The 15,953-nt window shown below is 71.5% G+C and carries 14 protein-coding genes; 4 read left to right on the forward strand and 10 right to left on the reverse strand.

The genetic code is table 11. The features are described from left to right. Positions 1-17 precede the first annotated feature (17 nt). From E8D37_RS15795 to E8D37_RS15810, 4 genes are read right to left on the reverse strand one after another with little or no spacing between them, the layout of a single operon-like run. Positions 18-968: a sulfate ABC transporter ATP-binding protein gene (locus E8D37_RS15795; protein ID WP_136570774.1), complete on the reverse strand. Its 951-nt coding sequence runs from the start codon at positions 966-968 to the stop codon at positions 18-20. Further along, positions 965-1,798, reverse strand: a complete 834-nt coding sequence (locus E8D37_RS15800) for a sulfate ABC transporter permease subunit (RefSeq protein WP_240770487.1) — start codon at positions 1,796-1,798, stop codon at positions 965-967. Before E8D37_RS15800 ends, E8D37_RS15795 begins: the two co-directional genes overlap by 4 nt. After that, a complete protein-coding gene (cysT, locus tag E8D37_RS15805; protein WP_240770488.1) occupies positions 1,791-2,666 on the reverse strand; it encodes a sulfate ABC transporter permease subunit CysT in 876 nt (291 codons plus the stop codon). The genes E8D37_RS15800 and cysT overlap by 8 nt, the downstream gene beginning before the upstream one ends. Further along, positions 2,663-3,721, reverse strand: coding sequence for a sulfate ABC transporter substrate-binding protein (locus E8D37_RS15810; protein WP_136570775.1), 1,059 nt, complete (start codon positions 3,719-3,721; stop codon positions 2,663-2,665). Before E8D37_RS15810 ends, cysT begins: the two co-directional genes overlap by 4 nt. 331 nt (positions 3,722-4,052) lie before the next feature. Here E8D37_RS15810 and E8D37_RS15815 point away from each other — a divergent pair, with 331 nt between their 5' ends. Next, a complete protein-coding gene (locus E8D37_RS15815; protein ID WP_136570948.1) occupies positions 4,053-5,957 on the forward strand; it encodes a 2-oxoacid:acceptor oxidoreductase subunit alpha in 1,905 nt (634 codons plus the stop codon). A 26-nt stretch (positions 5,958-5,983) separates the two neighbouring features. Continuing rightward, positions 5,984-7,048: a 2-oxoacid:ferredoxin oxidoreductase subunit beta gene (locus E8D37_RS15820; protein WP_136570949.1), complete on the forward strand. Its 1,065-nt coding sequence runs from the start codon at positions 5,984-5,986 to the stop codon at positions 7,046-7,048. Positions 7,049-7,154: 106 nt separating this feature from the next. Here the strand turns inward: E8D37_RS15820 and E8D37_RS15825 are convergent, their stop codons facing one another. Continuing rightward, positions 7,155-7,655, reverse strand: coding sequence for a hypothetical protein (locus E8D37_RS15825; RefSeq protein ID WP_136570776.1), 501 nt, complete (start codon positions 7,653-7,655; stop codon positions 7,155-7,157). Between the two features lie 223 nt (positions 7,656-7,878). Here E8D37_RS15825 and rarD point away from each other — a divergent pair, with 223 nt between their 5' ends. Continuing rightward, entirely contained in the window at positions 7,879-8,805 is a 927-nt protein-coding gene (gene rarD, locus E8D37_RS15830) for an EamA family transporter RarD (protein ID WP_206055792.1), read from the forward strand. Here rarD and E8D37_RS15835 read toward each other — a convergent pair. Continuing rightward, entirely contained in the window at positions 8,757-9,194 is a 438-nt protein-coding gene (locus tag E8D37_RS15835) for a VOC family protein (RefSeq protein ID WP_136570777.1), read from the reverse strand. The genes rarD and E8D37_RS15835 overlap by 49 nt on opposite strands. Positions 9,195-9,341: 147 nt before the next feature. Between E8D37_RS15835 and E8D37_RS15840 the strand changes: the two genes are divergently transcribed. After that, positions 9,342-9,830 carry a MarR family transcriptional regulator gene (locus E8D37_RS15840; protein ID WP_136570778.1) on the forward strand — a complete coding sequence of 163 codons (489 nt, stop codon included), beginning with the start codon at positions 9,342-9,344 and terminating at the stop codon, positions 9,828-9,830. Positions 9,831-9,843: 13 nt separating this feature from the next. On the opposite strand, the gene E8D37_RS15845 is transcribed toward E8D37_RS15840, so the two are convergent. Genes E8D37_RS15845 through nuoL form a run of 4 tightly spaced genes read right to left on the reverse strand, consistent with a single transcriptional unit; the run spans position 9,844 to position 15,951 of the window. Further along, on the reverse strand, positions 9,844-10,866 hold the full coding sequence (locus E8D37_RS15845) for a polyprenyl synthetase family protein (RefSeq protein ID WP_240770489.1): 1,023 nt from the start codon (positions 10,864-10,866) through the stop codon (positions 9,844-9,846). Continuing rightward, a complete protein-coding gene (nuoN, locus tag E8D37_RS15850) occupies positions 10,863-12,446 on the reverse strand; it encodes an NADH-quinone oxidoreductase subunit NuoN (RefSeq protein ID WP_136570779.1) in 1,584 nt (527 codons plus the stop codon). Before nuoN ends, E8D37_RS15845 begins: the two co-directional genes overlap by 4 nt. After that, complete coding sequence (locus tag E8D37_RS15855) at positions 12,446-14,017, reverse strand: NADH-quinone oxidoreductase subunit M (protein WP_136570780.1); 1,572 nt, start codon at positions 14,015-14,017, stop codon at positions 12,446-12,448. Before E8D37_RS15855 ends, nuoN begins: the two co-directional genes overlap by 1 nt. Beyond that, positions 14,017-15,951, reverse strand: coding sequence for an NADH-quinone oxidoreductase subunit L (gene nuoL, locus E8D37_RS15860; protein ID WP_136570781.1), 1,935 nt, complete (start codon positions 15,949-15,951; stop codon positions 14,017-14,019). Before nuoL ends, E8D37_RS15855 begins: the two co-directional genes overlap by 1 nt. Positions 15,952-15,953: the final 2 nt, after the last annotated feature.

Below are 15,953 nucleotides of genomic sequence, written 5' to 3' on the forward strand. Positions count from 1 at the left end.
GGCAGGCTACGGCCGCCTCAGACGAGCACCGACGCCGGGCTGAGGTGCACGACGTCCCCGACGTCCAGCCCGAGGGCCCGCGCGTGGGCGCGCGTGGTGACGACCTGCACCTCCTCGCCGGTGCGGTCCACCAGCACGGTGAGCCGCACCTCGAAGCCGACCCGCAGCAGCCGCACGACCACGCCGTCGAGCTCGTGGGCGGTGCGCACCGGCGACAGCTCGATCTCGTGGGGCCGCACCATCCGGCCCTCGAGCGTCGTCGTCTCGCCGAGGAAGCCCATCACGAAGTCGTTGGCCGGCTCGTCGTAGAGCTGGTCGGGCGTGCCGACCTGCTCGATCCGGCCCTGGTTGACCACCACGATCTCGTCGGCGACCTCGAGGGCCTCCTCCTGGTCGTGGGTCACGAAGACGGTGGTCACCGGCACCTCGTCGTGCAGGCGACGCAGCCACTCGCGCAGCTCCTTGCGCACCTTCGCGTCCAGCGCGCCGAACGGCTCGTCGAGGAGCAGGACGGACGGCTCGACCGCCAGCGCCCGGGCCAGGGCCATGCGCTGCCGCTGACCGCCCGAGAGCTGGCTCGGCAGCCGGTGCGCGAACTGCCCGAGGTGGACGAGGTCGAGCAGCTCGTCCACCCGCTTCTTGATCTCCGCCTTGGGCCGCTTGCGGATCTCCAGGCCGAACGCGACGTTCTTGGCCACCGTCATGTGCTTGAAGACCGCGTAGTGCTGGAAGACGAACCCCACGTTGCGCCGCTGCGGCGGCAGGTGGGTCGCGTCGGTGCCCTCGATGGTCACCGTGCCGGAGTCGGCCGAGTCGAGCCCCGCGATGATCCGCAGCAGCGTCGACTTGCCGCCGCCGGAGGGGCCCAGCAGGGCGGTGAGCTGGCCGGTCGGCAGGCTCACGTTCACGTCGTCGAGCGCCACGAAGTCGCCGAAGCGCTTGGACACCCCCCGGACCTCGATGCTCATCGTTCTCCCTCACTGGGTCGGAGCAGGGCGACCACCACCAGGCACAGCACCGCCACGAGGGCGAGCACGAAGGCCACGGCGTAGGCGGTGTCCTGCTCGAAGTTCTGGTACTTCTGCTGGACGAGGACGGTCGCCACGACGGACTGACCGCTGATGTTGCCGGCGACGACCTTCACGGCGCCGAACTCGCCGATCGAGCGGGCCAGCGAGAGCACGACGCCGTAGACGACGGCCCACTTGATGCTGGGCAGGGTGATCCGCAGGAAGGTCTGGCGCGTGCCGGCCCCGAGGCTGCGCGCGGCCTGCTCCTGGTCCTCCCCCAGCTCCTCGAGGACGGGGACGACCTCGCGGATCACCAGCGGCAGGGCCACGAAGCAGGTGGCCATCACCATGCCCGGCCGGGAGAAGATGATGTCGACGCCGTGCTCGGCCAGCCACGGGCCGAACCAGCCGGTGCGCGGGTTGTAGACGAGCACCAGCGCCAGGCCGACCACCACGGGCGAGACCGACAGCGGCAGGTCCACGAGGGCCGAGAGCGCGCGCTGCCCCGGGAATCGGGTCCGCACCAGGAGGAGCGCGACCCCCACGCCGAACACGGTGTTGATGACGACGGCCGCCACCGCGACCTGCGCGGTGAGCAGCAGGGCGTGCACGACGTCCGGGTCGGCGAAGGCGGTCGCCAGCGAGGTGAACCCGTCGGCGAAGGTGTGCCGCACGACGTAGGCGGACGGCCAGGCGACCAGCATGAGCAGGTAGCCGATCACGACCAGCCGCAGCGCCCACGTGAGCGCCGGGTTGCGGCGTCCGACGGCGGTGGAGGTCCTAGCCACGACGCGCCACCCACCTCTGGCCGAGGTCCAGCACCACGATCGCCAGCAGGGCGATGAGGAGCATGACCGTGGCCAGCGCCGCGGCCGCCGCCGTGTTGCCGCCCTCGATCGAGGAGAACAGGCGGACGGAGACCACCTCGGTGCGCCCGGGCAGGTTGCCCGAGAGCAGGACGACGGCGCCGTACTCGCTGATCGCGCGGGCGAAGCTCAGCGCCGCGCCCGAGAAGATCGCGGGCACGAGCGCCGGCAGGACGACCCGACGGAACGTCGTGAAGCGGTCGGCGCCCAGGGCCGCGGCCGCGTCCTCGGCGTCCGTGTCGATCTCCTCGAGCACCGGCTGCACCGTGCGCACCACGAAGGGCAGCGTCACGAACGCCAGCGCCAGGAAGACCGCCCACCGCGTGTTGTTCACCTGGACGCCGATGGGGCTGCCCGGCCCGTAGAGGGAGAGCAGCACCAGGCCGGCGACGATGGTCGGCAGCGCGAACGGGATGTCGATGACGAGGTCGATGACCCGCTTGCCCCAGAACCGGTCGCGCACCAGCACCCACGCGATCACCGTGCCCATCACCATGTTGAGGACGGTGACGACCAGGGCGGCGCCGACGGTGAGCCGGAGCGCGGCCAGCGTCTGGGCGTTGGTGAGGGCGTCCACGAAGGTGCCGACCCCGCCGCCGGCGGCGGTCACGACGACCGCCGCCAGCGGGATGAGGACCAGGAGGCTGAACCAGATCATCGCGACGCCGAGGCCGAGCCCCGAGCCCCCGGTGAGCGTGTGCCGCTTGGGCCGCGCCCGCCTGGGTCGGCGGTGGTCCGACCCGGAGGCCGGCGGCCCGGGCGGGGCCGGGCGCACGGTCAGCGTGGTCACGAGACCCCCGAGGAGGCCTGGATCGTGGTGAGGATGCCGTTGTCCTCGTCGAAGAACTCGGTGTTCGCCTTGTCCCAGCCGCCGAAGTCGTCGTCGATGGTGAGGAGCTTCTTCGGGTCCGGGAAGGGGTTCGACGGGTCGTTGGCGCCGTCGACGGTCACGTCACCGACGTCCACGAGCGGGCGGTAGCCGGTCTCGGCGTAGAGCGTCTGACCCTCCTTGGACTTCTGGAAGTCCATGAAGTCCGAGGCCGCCTGCGAGGCGTCCTTCAGCAGGGCGCAGGAGTTCTGGATGAGGATCGAGGAGTCGGGGACGACGTAGTCGAAGTCGGCGCCGGACTGGCGGGCCAGGATCGCCTCGTTCTCGTAGGAGAGCAGGACGTCGCCGGTGCCGGACTCGAAGGCGGTCGTGGCGTCGCGACCGGAGTCGGGCAGCGCCGCGACGTGGGAGAAGAAGTCGGTCATGTAGCTCTCGGCGTCCGACTGCGAGCCGCCGTCCGCGATCACGGAGCCGTAGGCGGCGAGCAGGTTCCACTTCGCCGAGCCCGAGGACGCGGGGTTCGGGGTCACGATGCTCACGTCGTCCTTGACGAGGTCGCTCCAGCTGGTGATGCCGAGCGGGTTGCCCTTGCGGACCACGAACACCACGATCGACTGGGTGCAGACGCCGTCGGTGGCGTTGTCCTTCCAGTCGGAGGCGACGAGGCCGTCGTCGACCAGCCGGGTGACGTCCGGCTCGAGGGAGAGGTGCACCTCGTCGGCGTCGAGGCCGGCCTCGACGGCCCGGCTCTGGTCGCCCGAGGCGCCGTAGGAGCCCTTCACCGTGACGCCGGACCCGGCCTCGGTCTTGTTGAACGCGGCGATGACGCCCTCGTTGGCCTGCTCCAGCACGGAGTAGCCCACGACGTTGACGGTGTCGCCGCCGCTGGCGTCGCTCGACGTGCCGCAGGCGGTGAGGAGCAGGGCGCCGGCGACGAGGCCGACGAGGGCGGCGGTGCCGCGTCGGCGGCCGGACCGACCAGCCTGGCGGGGGCGGAGGCGGGGGGAACGTGTCACGGGATTCCTCTCGTCGTGCGGGCCGGTGGTGGCCCGGACGGTGACTGCTTTGTCGTTAATGTCGAGCAGATTAGTCGTATTAAGAGAGATAAGTCGAGCACGCCTCGCCCGTGATGTGGGCCACACGCCCACGGCAGGAGCACATCTCGACGGGACGCGGAGAGGGCGTCCACCCCCTGACAGGAGGAAAGGGCAGCCTCACCCCGCGTCTACAGTGGGGAGCGCGTCATCGCCCGAGCCGGCCTGCCGCGCTGCTCCCAGCGCGCCGACCCCGCCGACGCTCGGCCCCGACATTCCCGCGGTGACGCACCGAGTGGAGGAGCGGACACAGGTGTCCAAGCAGGTCAAGCAGCTCGACCGGGTGATCATCCGGTTCGCGGGCGACTCCGGTGACGGCATGCAGCTGACGGGTGACCGGTTCACCCAGGAGTCGGCGGCGTTCGGCAACGACCTCGTCACGCTGCCGAACTTCCCGGCGGAGATCCGCGCGCCCCAGGGCACGATCCCCGGCGTCTCGTCGTTCCAGGTGCACTTCGCCGACCACGACATCCTCACCCCGGGCGACGCCCCGGACGTGCTGGTGGCGATGAACCCGGCGGCGCTGAAGGCGAACATCGGCGACCTGCCTAAGGGCGCGACGGTCATCGTCGACACCCACGACTTCACGACGCGCAACCTGGCGAAGGCCGGCTACGAGTCGAACCCGCTGGAGGAGCTCGACGCCGAGTCCGGTGGCGACCAGGGCCCGCTCGCGGGCTTCTCGGTCCACCCGGTCGACCTCACCGGCATGACCGTCGAGGCGGTCAAGGAGTTCGGGCTGTCCCGCAAGGACGCTGCCCGCGCCAAGAACATGTTCGCCCTGGGTCTGCTCTCGTGGCTCTACGGTCGCCCGATCGAGCCGACGCAGGCGTTCCTCTCCCGCCGGTTCGCGCGGGTCGCCGACATCCGCGACGCGAACCTCGCGGCGCTCTCCGCGGGCTGGAACTTCGGCGAGACGACCGAGACGTTCGTCGTCCAGTACGAGGTCAAGCCGGCCCCCATGGCCGCCGGCACCTACCGGAACATCACCGGCAACCTGGCGCTCGCCTACGGCCTCGTCGCCGCCGGCGTGCAGTCGGACCTGCCGGTCTTCCTCGGGTCCTACCCGATCACCCCGGCCTCCGACATCCTCCACGAGCTGAGCAAGCACAAGGCGTTCGGCGTCACGACCTTCCAGGCCGAGGACGAGATCGCGGGCATCGGCTCCGCGATCGGCGCCGCGTACGGCGGCGCGCTCGGCGTCACCACCACGTCCGGCCCGGGCGTGGCCCTCAAGTCCGAGGCCATCGGCCTGGCGGTCATGACCGAGCTCCCGCTCGTCGTCGTGGACGTCCAGCGCGGCGGCCCCTCGACCGGTCTGCCCACCAAGACCGAGCAGGCCGACCTGCTCCAGGCCATGTTCGGCCGCAACGGCGAGGCGCCCGTCCCGATCGTGGCCCCGCAGTCCCCCGGCGACTGCTTCGACGCCGCCCTCGAGGCCGCGCGCATCGCCGTGACCTACCGGACGCCGGTCATGCTGCTCTCAGACGGGTACCTGGCCAACGGCTCCGAGCCGTGGCACGTCCCCGAGGTGGCCGACCTGCCCAGGATCGAGGCGGACTTCGCCACCGCGCCGGCCGAGGGCGAGACCTTCGAGCCGTACGCGCGCGACGAGGAGACGCTGGCCCGCCCGTGGGCTCCCCCGGGCACGAAGGGCCTGGAGCACCGGATCGGCGGCCTGGAGAAGGCCGACCGCACCGGCAACATCTCCTACGACCCCGCCAACCACGAGAAGATGGTCCGCCTGCGCCAGGCGAAGGTCGACGGCATCGCCGCCTCCCTGCCGCCGCTGGCCGTCGACGACCCGGGCCGCGAGGACGGTGAGGGCGCGCGCGTCCTCGTGCTCGGCTGGGGCTCCACCTACGGCCCGATCGGCGCCGCGGTCCGTCGCGTGCGCCGCGCCGGGGGCAAGGTCGCGCAGGTCCACCTGCGTCACCTCAACCCGTTCCCGAACGACCTCGGCGAGATCCTCAAGAGCTACGACAAGGTCCTCGTGCCCGAGATGAACCTGGGCCAGCTGGCCCTGCTCGTCCGGGGCCGCTACCTGGTCGACGCCGTCGGCTACAACCAGGTCAACGGCATGCCGATCAAGGCCGCCGAGCTGGCCGAGGCCATCACCGCCCTGGTCGAGGGCACCGAGAAGGAGGACGTGCAGTGACCGCCACCGACCTGGGCCTGCCCAGCCTGCGAGGCACCGAGGGCGTGCCCACCCTCGCCGAGGGCGAGACGCTCACCGGCAAGGACTTCAGCAGCGACCAGGAGGTCCGCTGGTGCCCCGGCTGCGGCGACTACGCCGTCCTCAAGGCCGTCCAGGGCTTCCTCCCCGACCTCGGCCTGCGCCGCGAGAACATCGTCTTCATCTCCGGCATCGGCTGCAGCTCCCGGTTCCCCTACTACCTCGACACCTACGGGATGCACTCCATCCACGGACGCGCACCCTCCATCGCCACCGGCCTCGCCACCTCCCGCCAAGACCTCTCCGTCTGGGTCGTCACCGGCGACGGCGACGCCCTCTCCATCGGCGGCAACCACCTCATCCACGCCCTGCGCCGCAACGTCAACATGACGATCCTGCTGTTCAACAACCGCATCTACGGACTCACCAAGGGCCAGTACTCCCCCACCAGCGAGGCCGGGAAGATCACCAAGTCCACCCCCATGGGCTCGGTCGACCACCCCTTCAACCCGGTGTCGCTGGCCCTGGGAGCCGAGGCCAGCTTCGTCGCCCGCACCATCGACTCCGACCGCAAGCACCTCACCTCGGTCCTCGCCGCCGCCGCCGCCCACCGCGGCACCTCGCTCGTGGAGATCTACCAGAACTGCCCGATCTTCAACGACGGCGCCTTCGACGCGATCAAGGACCGCGACACCAAGGAGCACGCCCTCATCCCGCTGGAGCACGGTCAGCCGATCGTCTTCGGCGGGGGCACCAAGGGCCTCGTCCGCGCGGCCCACGGCGGCGTCGAGGTCGCGGAGATCGGGGACGGCGACGGCCAGGTGTCGCTCGAGCAGGTGCTCGTCCACGACGCCCACCAGCCCGACCCGACGACCGCGTTCGCGATCAGCCGCCTCACCGACGCGGGGTACCTGAACCGCTCGCCGATCGGCATCTTCCGTCAGGTCGACCGCCCGGTCTACGACGACCAGGCGCGTGCCCAGGTCGCCACCGCCACGGCGGCGGCCACCGGCGACCGCTCCGACCGCCTCGCAGCCCTCCTCGGTGGCGGGGACACCTGGACGGTCGTCTGAGTCCCGTCACCCCGACGCGGTCACACCCTGCACCACGCACGACGGCCCGGCCGCCCCTCACGGGGCTGCCGGGCCGTTCGTCGTTCCGTCGTCGTTGCTGCCGGGCTCAGTCCACGCGGTGGATGTAGATCTCCCGCGAGAAGTCGGCCTGCCACTTGGCCGTCCTCACCACGTGCGCGCGGTAGTAGACCCGGTTGTAGCCGTCCTTCGGCCCGCGCACCTTCGCCCGGTACCGACCGTTCTCCTTGGTCGTCACCCGCGAGTACAGCCGCCACGGCTTCTTGCAGGCCAGGTCGCGCTTGCAGTCCTTGATCTCGATCCGGACGTGGATCGCCGGGTCGGGCGTCGGAGTCACCTTCCCGATCACCACGAACCGGTTGTCGACCGGCTCGCGCCCCGAGATCGTCACCTCGCGGTTCTCGCGCCGGGCCGCGCTGGCCGCGGGGGCGAGCGCCACCCCCGACGCCAGCAGGAGGGCGGTGAGCACGGCCAGGACGGCTGCCGGCGCGCGGCCGGCGCCTCGGCGGGATGCCGGCCTCGCGGCGGTCCTCACGGGGCTGGTGCGGGAGGCGGGACGGGTCAGGGGACGGGTCACGGTGCGGGTCACGGGGTGGCTCCCTGGTGGTGGTCCGGACGGCGGGCGGGCGACGAGACAGGTCGAGCACCCGATCGGCGCCTCACCGTACCCGGCTGAGGCGCGTCCCACAGGGAGTCCACACGCGGCAACGGCACTCCTCCGCCCTCCTGCCGCCCGGCTACCGCCCGACGACCGCCCGACTCACGCCCGGTCGATGCAACCGTCAACCAAACCCGGCCCTAGGATCGACCGGGTGAGCGACGGACGCCGCGGGATGCTGCTGGGCGTCGCCGCCTACGCCATGTGGGGCCTGTTCCCGCTGTACTTCCCCCTGCTGGAACCCTCCGGGCCGGTGGAGATCCTCGCCCAGCGCCTCGTCTGGTCGCTGCTCACCATGCTCGTCGTCGTGGCCGTGCTGCGCCGTGGCCGCGGGGTCCTGGCGCTCGTGCGGGACCGGCGCTCCGCCGGGCTCCTGGCCGTGGCGGCCTGCGCGATCAGCCTCAACTGGGGCGTCTACATCGGCGGTGTCGTCACCGGCCACGTCGTGGAGACCGCGCTCGGCTACTACATCAACCCCCTCGTCACGGTGGGGATGGGCGTCCTCGTGCTCGGCGAGCGGCTGCGGCTCGGGCAGTGGGTCGCGATCGCGCTGGTCGTGGCCGCCGTCGCGGTGCTCACCGTCGGCTACGGGCGTCCGCCGTGGATCGCCCTCGTCCTCGCCTTCTCCTTCGCCACGTACGGGCTGCTGAAGAAGACGGTGTCCGCCGGGGCCGTCGAGTCGCTCACCGTGGAGACCGGCGTCCTGTTCCTGCCGGCACTGGCCGTGCTGGCGGTCCTCGGCGTCACGGGCCAGGCCCAGGCCGGCTCGCAGGGGTTCGGCCACGCGCTGCTGTTCACCACCACCGGGCTCGTCACGGCCGTCCCGCTGCTCTGCTTCGGCGCCGCCACCACGCGGCTCAGCCTCTCCACCATCGGTCTGCTCCAGTACCTGACGCCGACCATCCAGTTCCTCATCGGCGTCCTGGTGGAGGGCGAGGCGATGCCGACCTCGCGGTGGATCGGGTTCGCGCTCGTGTGGGCCGCCCTCGTCGTCCTCAGCGTCGAGGCGCTGCGCCACCAGCGGGGCGGCGCTCAGCGCGCGACGACCGCACCGTCCAGGAAGTCGGAGCGGGTGCGGTAGTTGACCTCGATCTCCAGTCCGTCGCCCAGCGGGCAGTAGAACGCCGTCCAGGTCGCGCCCCACACCTCGAAGCCGTCGCTGATGCTGCCCGGGTTCAGCCCGGCGGCGATCAGCTCCTCGTGCTTGGCGAGCACGGCCTCACGGGAGTCCTGGAGGAGACCGACGTGGAAGCCCGGCGGGTACGCGGACCCACGCTCGTCGCCGGCGATCTGCGTGATGACCAGCTCGGACCCGTCGGCGCCGATCACCATCGCGAAGTGTGCGTCGCCGGAGCCGTCTGGCGCGGGGTACGTGCCCGAGTCGGCGATGCGGTAGCCGAAGTGGGTCGCGAGCTTCTCCGCGAGGCCGGGGACGTCGCTGGAGCAGAGGTTGACGTGGTTGAGGCGCATGGTCGTGTCCGTCCTTGCAGGCGTGGTGGAGCGGTCAGGCGCGGGACGCCGGGTGCGTCCGCCCGACCGACGATAGCCCCTTTTTCACAATGCCGCTTTGTGGCAAAGGTACTTAGGGACGATGCTAACCTCTCCGCGGAGGTCGAGATGCACGAGAGCACCAGCGAGGACGACGCGCAGCGAGAGCGGATCATCGGCTCGTTCTGGGCCGCCGGCGCCGCCCAGAGCGACCTCGGCCGCACGTTCGCCCGGCGCATGGGGATGCACCCGACCGACGCCACGGCGATCACCGAGATCATCCGCGCCGAGGAGCGCGGCCTGCCGTTGACTCCGGCGCGACTGTCCGAACGCATCGGCCTCACCAGCGGCGCCACGTCCATCCTGCTCAACAGGCTGGAGGACGCGGGCCACGTCACCCGGGCACGCGGCCACGCGGACCGGCGACTCGTCACCCTCCATGCCGGCGCCGACGTGCACGCGGACGGGGACGAGTTCTTCTCACCGCTGCGCGAGCGGCTGGAGCAGCTGATGAGGGACTACTCCCCCGAGCAGCTGAGCCTGGTGGAGACCTTCGTGGACCAGTTCCGCCGCGTCATCGACGGCTACGCGCGGACGGAACCGGCCGCCGACGCCTGACCGGCGGGGGCGCTCAGCCCGTGCGCACCGCGACGAGGTCGGCGAACGCCTCGAGGGCGTCGCGCACCGGCCCGGCGGGCAGGACGGCGAGGTGCTTCTTGGCCTCCTCGGCGCGGTCCTGGACGTAGGCGCGGGCCCGGTCCATCGCGGGGTGGGCCCGCAGGCGCCGCAGCGCCTCGTCCACCTCGGCGTCGTCGGACAGCGGGCGGGAGAGCAGGTCGAGGAGCCGGAGGTCGTCGGGGTCGGTCGAGCCCGCGGCGTCCTCCTGGGCCATGAGCACCGGCAGGGTCGGCACCCCCTCGCGCAGGTCGGTGCCCGGGGTCTTGCCCGAGTCGCCCGTCTCGGAGGCGATGTCGACGATGTCGTCGGCGAGCTGGAAGGCGCAGCCGACGATCTCGCCGTACTCGGCCAGCGCGTCCTCGACGTCCTTGCCCGCGCCGCCGAACATGGCGCCGTAGCGGGCGGAGGTGGCGATGAGGGAGCCGGTCTTGCCGGCGACGACCTCGAGGTAGTGCTCCAGCGCGCTGGTGCCCTCCGGGGCGGGGATCGTCTCGAGGATCTGGCCCTCGACCAGCCGGGTGAACGTGGCGGCCTGGATGCGCACGGCGTCGGGGCCGAGGTCCGCGGTCAGCTCCGAGGAGCGGCCGAAGAGGAAGTCCCCGACGAGGATCGCGGTGTTGTTGTCCCAGCGGGCGTTCGCCGAGGGGGCGCCGCGGCGCACGTCGGCCTCGTCCATGACGTCGTCGTGGTACAGCGAGCCGAGGTGGGTGATCTCCACGACGCAGGCGGCGGTGAGGACCTCGTCGCTGCCGGGGCGGTCACCCGCCTCCGCCGCGAGGAGCACGAGCAGCGGCCGGAACCGCTTCCCGCCGGCGTCCAGGAGGTGGCTGGCGGCCTCGGTGACGTAGTCCGTCCGTGCCCGCACGTGGCCCGACAGGAGCGTCTCGACCGTGTCCAGGCGCTCCTGGAGCCGGTGCGCCAGCTCGGGGTCGGTGACCGGGAGGGCGAGGTTGGCCGGAGGAGGAGTGGCGCTCACCTGATGAATTGTCCGACATCGCTCGCCAGCTCCATCACCGGGCCCGGCATGAGGCCCAGGAACAGGGTGCCGAGCACACCGACGGTGATGACGACGACCGTCAGCGGGGAGGGCTGGACGACCGAGGCGGAGGCCTCGGTGGGCGGCAGGAAGAACATCACCCGGATCTGGCGGACGTAGAAGAACACGCCCAGGACCGAGGCGAGGATCGCCACGAGCACCACCGGCCACAGGCCCGCGGACATCGCGACCTCGAAGACCGACCACTTGCCGGCGAAGCCCGCGGTGAGCGGGATGCCCGCCATCGAGAGCAGGAAGAGCGAGAACACGCCCGCCACCACCGGCGAGCGGCGGCCGAGCCCGGCCCAGCGGTCCATGCCGGTGGCCTCGCCCGAGGCGTCCCGCACGAGCATGACGACGGCGAAGGCGCCGACCGTCGCGAACGCGTAGGTGGCCAGGTAGAACATGACCGCCTGGAGCGAGGTGACCTGTCCGCTGGCGAGGTCGCCGGGGCTCTGGAGCCCGACGACGCCGGTGAGCAGGAACCCGGTGTGGGCGATGGCCGAGTAGGCCAGCATCCGCTTCACGTCGGTCTGCGCGATGGCCATGAGGACGCCGAGCAGCATGGTGATCGCGGCGACGGTGCCGAGCACCGGGGCCCACGTCCAGCGCTCCGCGCCGTAGGCGACGTAGAAGAGGCGCAGCAGCGCGCCGAAGGCGGCGATCTTGGTGCAGGCCGCCATGAACGCGGTGACCGCGGTGGGGGCGCCCTGGTAGACGTCGGGCGTCCAGGCCTGGAACGGGACGGCGCCGACCTTGAACAGCAGGCCGACGGTCAGCAGCGCCATGCCGGTGAGCTCGAGCGTCCGGTTGCCCAGGTCGCTGCGAACCGCGATGTCGATGGCCGCGAGGTCCATCGAGCCGGCGAAGCCGTAGGTGAGGGCGATGCCGTAGAGGAAGAACCCGGAGGAGAAGGCGCCGAGCATGAAGTACTTCAGCGCGGCCTCCTGGCTCAGGAGGCGACGGCGCCGGGCGAGGCCGCACATGAGGTACAGCGGCAGCGAGAGGACCTCGAGACCCACGAACATCGTCAGCAGGTCCCCGGACGCCGGGAAGAGCAGCATGCCGCCCACGGCGAACATGAGCAGCGGGTAGACCTCGGTGTGCTCCAGGCCCTGGGTCCGCTTCTCCGCCTCGGTGCCGGGCAGGGCCGCGGCCTGGCCGGCGAACGCGGTGACGCCGGACTCGAGGCGGCGCTCGGCGAAGAGCAGGACGCCGAGGACCGAGAAGCCCAGGATCAGGCCCCAGATGAAGACGGTCGGGCCGTCCACCACGATCGAGCCGCCGGCCCCCAGGACGCCCCGGGCGGTGCGCCCGGCGACGACGTCGAGGTTCGCGGCGATGTAGACGGTGCCGGCCCCGGCGGCCACGAGGCCCGCCAGCGCGAGCACGACCTGCACCACGAGGCGGCGGCCGCGGGGCACGAAGGCCTCCACGCCGACGCCCAGGACGGCGACGCCGAGGACCGCGATGATCGGCCAGATCTCGGCGTAGGCCATCGTCGGCTTCACGAACTCCATCAGTGCTCGCCCTCCTCGGCGCTCGTGCCGGTGGCGACCGGCACGGTGGGGCTGTCGTCGACCACGCCCACGTGCGTGAGCAGGTCACCGACGTAGTCGTTGCTGGCCTTGAGCAGCGGCTGCGGGAAGAACCCGAAGCCGACGAGCGCCACGACCAGCGGCACCACGGCGACGAGCTCGCGCACGCCGAGGTCCTTGCGGGCGGCCTCGGCGTCGGGCGCCTCGGCCACCGTGGGCGGCGGGCCGGTCATCGTCCGCTGGTACATCCAGAGGATGTAGATGGCGGCCAGGACGACGGCGGTGACCGCGATCGCGCCGACGAACCAGTGGTACTGGAACGCCGCGATGAGGACGAGGAACTCCGAGACGAACGGGCTGAGGCCCGGGAGGCTCAGGGTCGCCAGGCCGGCGATCAGCAGCATCGCCGCCATCACCGGGGTGACCTTCTCCAGGCCGCCCAGCTCGCGGATCGAGGTCGTGCCGCGGCGCGCGGCGACGAAGCCGGCGACGAGGAACAGCGCGGCCGTGCCGACGCCGTGGTTGACCATGTAGAGCACCGCGCCCGAGGCACCGGCCGTGGAGAACACGAAGATGCCGAGCGTGATGAACCCGAAGTGGGACAGCGAGGTCAGACCGATGAGGCGCATGAGGTCGTCCTGCCCGATGGCCAGGAACGCGCCGTAGACGATCGAGATGAGCGCCAGGGCCACGACCACCGGGGTCGCCCACTGCGAGGCCTCCGGGAAGATCCCGAGGCAGAACCGCAGCATGCCGAAGGTGCCGATCTTGTCGAGCACGGAGACCAGCAGCACCGAGGTGGCCGGGGTGGCCTTGCCGGTGGTGTCGGCCAGCCAGGTGTGCACGGGGAAGAGCGGCGCCTTCACCGCGAAGGCGGTGAAGAAGGCGACGAACAGCCAGCGCCCGGCCTCGGTGGGCATGTCGAGGCCCATGAGGTCGGAGAGCAGGTAGCTCGGCGTGCCCGCCTGCGCGGAGACCACGTACAGGCCGACGACGCCGGCGAGCATCACCAGGCCGCCGCCGAGCTGGAAGACCAGGAACTTCACCGCGGCCGCGGAGCGGCCCTCGCGGCCGTAGCCGCCGACGAGGAAGTAGGCGGGGATGAGCGTGGCCTCGAAGACGAGGTAGAAGAGGAACACGTCAGTGGCCAGGAAGACCGCCATCGCCAGGCCCTCGAGGGCCAGGACGAGGGCCGTGAACCCGGCCGCGGTGCCCTGCCCGACGCCGTCCAGGTCGACCTCGGTGTCGTTCCAGGCGGCGACCAGCACGATCGGCACGAGGACGCCGGCCAGCAGGATCATCAGCAGGCCGAGGCCGTCCACGCCCCAGGCGAGGTGGACGCCGAGCGCCGGGATCCACGAGTAGGTCTCGGTGAGCTGCATGCCGTCGCCGGCCTGGTACTGCGTGGCGACCACGACGGCCAGCGCCAGGGTGACCAGCGAGAACGTGAGCCCGACCTGCTGCGCGAGGCGGCCGGTGCGGGGGCTGAGCGCGACCACGAGCGCCCCGACGAGCGGGACGGCGACGGTCAGCGAGAGCCAGGGGAAGTCCATCAGAGGTTCACCACCAGGAGGGCCGCGATCAGCAGGACGGCGCCTGCCAGGACGGAGAGGGCGTAGGAGCGCACGTAGCCGGACTGGAGCCGCCGCATCACGTTGCCGACGCCGGCGGCGATCGTGCCGGAGCCGGTGAACGCGCCGTCGACGGCCCGCTCGTCCATCACCACCAGCGCGCCGGTGAGGGCGCGGCCGGGGGCGCCGACGACGACCTCGTTGATGGCGTCGCCGTAGAGGTCGTGGCGGGCGGCCGTGGTGAAGGGGCTGACCTTCTCCGGGGCCGTGGCCGGCACCGGCCGGCGGCCGAACATCGACCAGGCGATCGCGACACCGACGGCCACCACGACGAGCGTGACGAGCGAGAAGACGATGCCGGGCACGGGCAGGTCGTGCTCGGGGGCCTCGCCCACGACCGGCGCGAGCCAGTCGGTGATCCAGGAGCCCAGGTAGAGGACGCCGCCCAGCGCCGAGAGGGCGGCCAGGACGACGAGCGGGCCGGTCATGACCGAGGGCGACTCGTGCGGGTGCACGCCCTTCTCCCAGCGCTTCTCGCCCAGGAACGTCATGAGCATGAGGCGGGTCATGTAGAAGCCGGTCACGCCGGCGCCGATGAGGGCGCAGACACCCGCGACCGGGCTCTCCACCAGCGCGGTCTCGATGATCTTGTCCTTGGACCAGAAGCCCGAGAACAGCGGGAAGCCGATGATCGCCAGGTAGCCCATCGCGAAGGTCAGGAACGTGACCGGCATGGCCTTGCGCAGCGCGCCGTAGTGGCGCATGTTCACGTCGTCGTCCATGCCGTGCATCACCGAGCCGGCGCCGAGGAACATGTTGGCCTTGAAGAAGCCGTGCGTGATCAGGTGGAAGATCGCGAACGCGTAGCCGTACACGCCGAGGCCGGCGGCCAGCATCATGTAGCCGATCTGGCTCATCGTGGAGCCGGCGAGCGCCTTCTTGATGTCGTCCTTGGCGCAACCGATGACCGCACCCCACAGGAGCGTCACCGTCGCGACGACCACGACCACCGTCTGGGCGTGCGGGGCGCGCTCGAAGATGAAGTTCGAGCGGACCACCAGGTAGACGCCCGCGGTCACCATGGTCGCCGCGTGGATGAGCGCGGAGACCGGGGTCGGGCCCTCCATGGCGTCCAGGAGCCAGGCCTGCAGCGGCACCTGGGCCGACTTTCCGCACGCCCCGAGCAGGAGCAGGAGGCCCATCGCGGTGAGCACGCCGGCGCTCGCGCCGGAGGCGGCCTGCGAGATCGCGGTGAAGCTGAAGGTGCCGAAGGTGACGAACATGAGGCCCATCGCCAGCGCCAGGCCCATGTCACCGACGCGGTTGAGGACGAACGCCTTCTTCGCGGCGGCCGCGGCCGACGGCTTGTGCTGCCAGAACCCGATGAGCAGGTAGGAGGCGAGGCCCACGCCCTCCCAGCCGAGGAACAGGCCGAGGTAGGTCTCGCTCAGCACCAGCGTCAGCATCGCGGCGACGAAGAGGTTGAGGTAGGCGAAGAACCGGCGCCGGCGCGGGTCGTGGCTCATGTAGCCGATCGAGTAGACGTGGATCAGCGAGCCCACGCCGGTGATCAGCAGCAGGAAGAGCACCGACAGCGGGTCCAGCAGCAGGTCGAAGCGGACGTCGAGGGCGCCGACCGAGAACCAGGTCCACAGGTGCTGGGTGACGCTGCGGTCCGCCTCGTCGCGGCCCATGAGGCCGACGAGCATGACGACGCTGAGCACGAACGAGCCGATCGGCAGCGCGGTGGCGAGCCAGTGGCCCCAGGAGTCGGTGCGGCGGCCGCCGACGAGCAGCACGACGGCACCGAGCAGCGGCAGCGCGACGATCAGCCAGAGCAGGCTGAAGGCACCGTCGGCCGCGGCCGGGTCGAGGACGGGGACGGCGGCGTGGCCGTCCGCGGCGAGCAGGTTCATCG

Source organism: Nocardioides sp. GY 10127 (assembly GCF_004919085.1).
In the GTDB taxonomy this organism is placed as follows: Bacteria; Actinomycetota; Actinomycetes; order Propionibacteriales; family Nocardioidaceae; genus Nocardioides.

Excerpts from the sequence above, each read along its gene's own strand:
- E8D37_RS15835 (WP_136570777.1), bottom strand. The coding sequence starts at position 9,194 with ATGCGCCTCAACCACGTCAACCTCTGCTCCAGCGACGTCCCCGGCCTC.
- E8D37_RS15855 (WP_136570780.1), bottom strand. The coding sequence starts at position 14,017 with ATGGACTTCCCCTGGCTCTCGCTGACCGTCGCCGTCCCGCTCGTCGGG.
- nuoL (WP_136570781.1), bottom strand. The coding sequence starts at position 15,951 with ATGAACCTGCTCGCCGCGGACGGCCACGCCGCCGTCCCCGTCCTCGAC.
- E8D37_RS15795 (WP_136570774.1), bottom strand. The coding sequence starts at position 968 with ATGAGCATCGAGGTCCGGGGGGTGTCCAAGCGCTTCGGCGACTTCGTG.
- nuoN (WP_136570779.1), bottom strand. The coding sequence starts at position 12,446 with ATGGAGTTCGTGAAGCCGACGATGGCCTACGCCGAGATCTGGCCGATC.
- E8D37_RS15840 (WP_136570778.1), top strand. The coding sequence starts at position 9,342 with ATGCACGAGAGCACCAGCGAGGACGACGCGCAGCGAGAGCGGATCATC.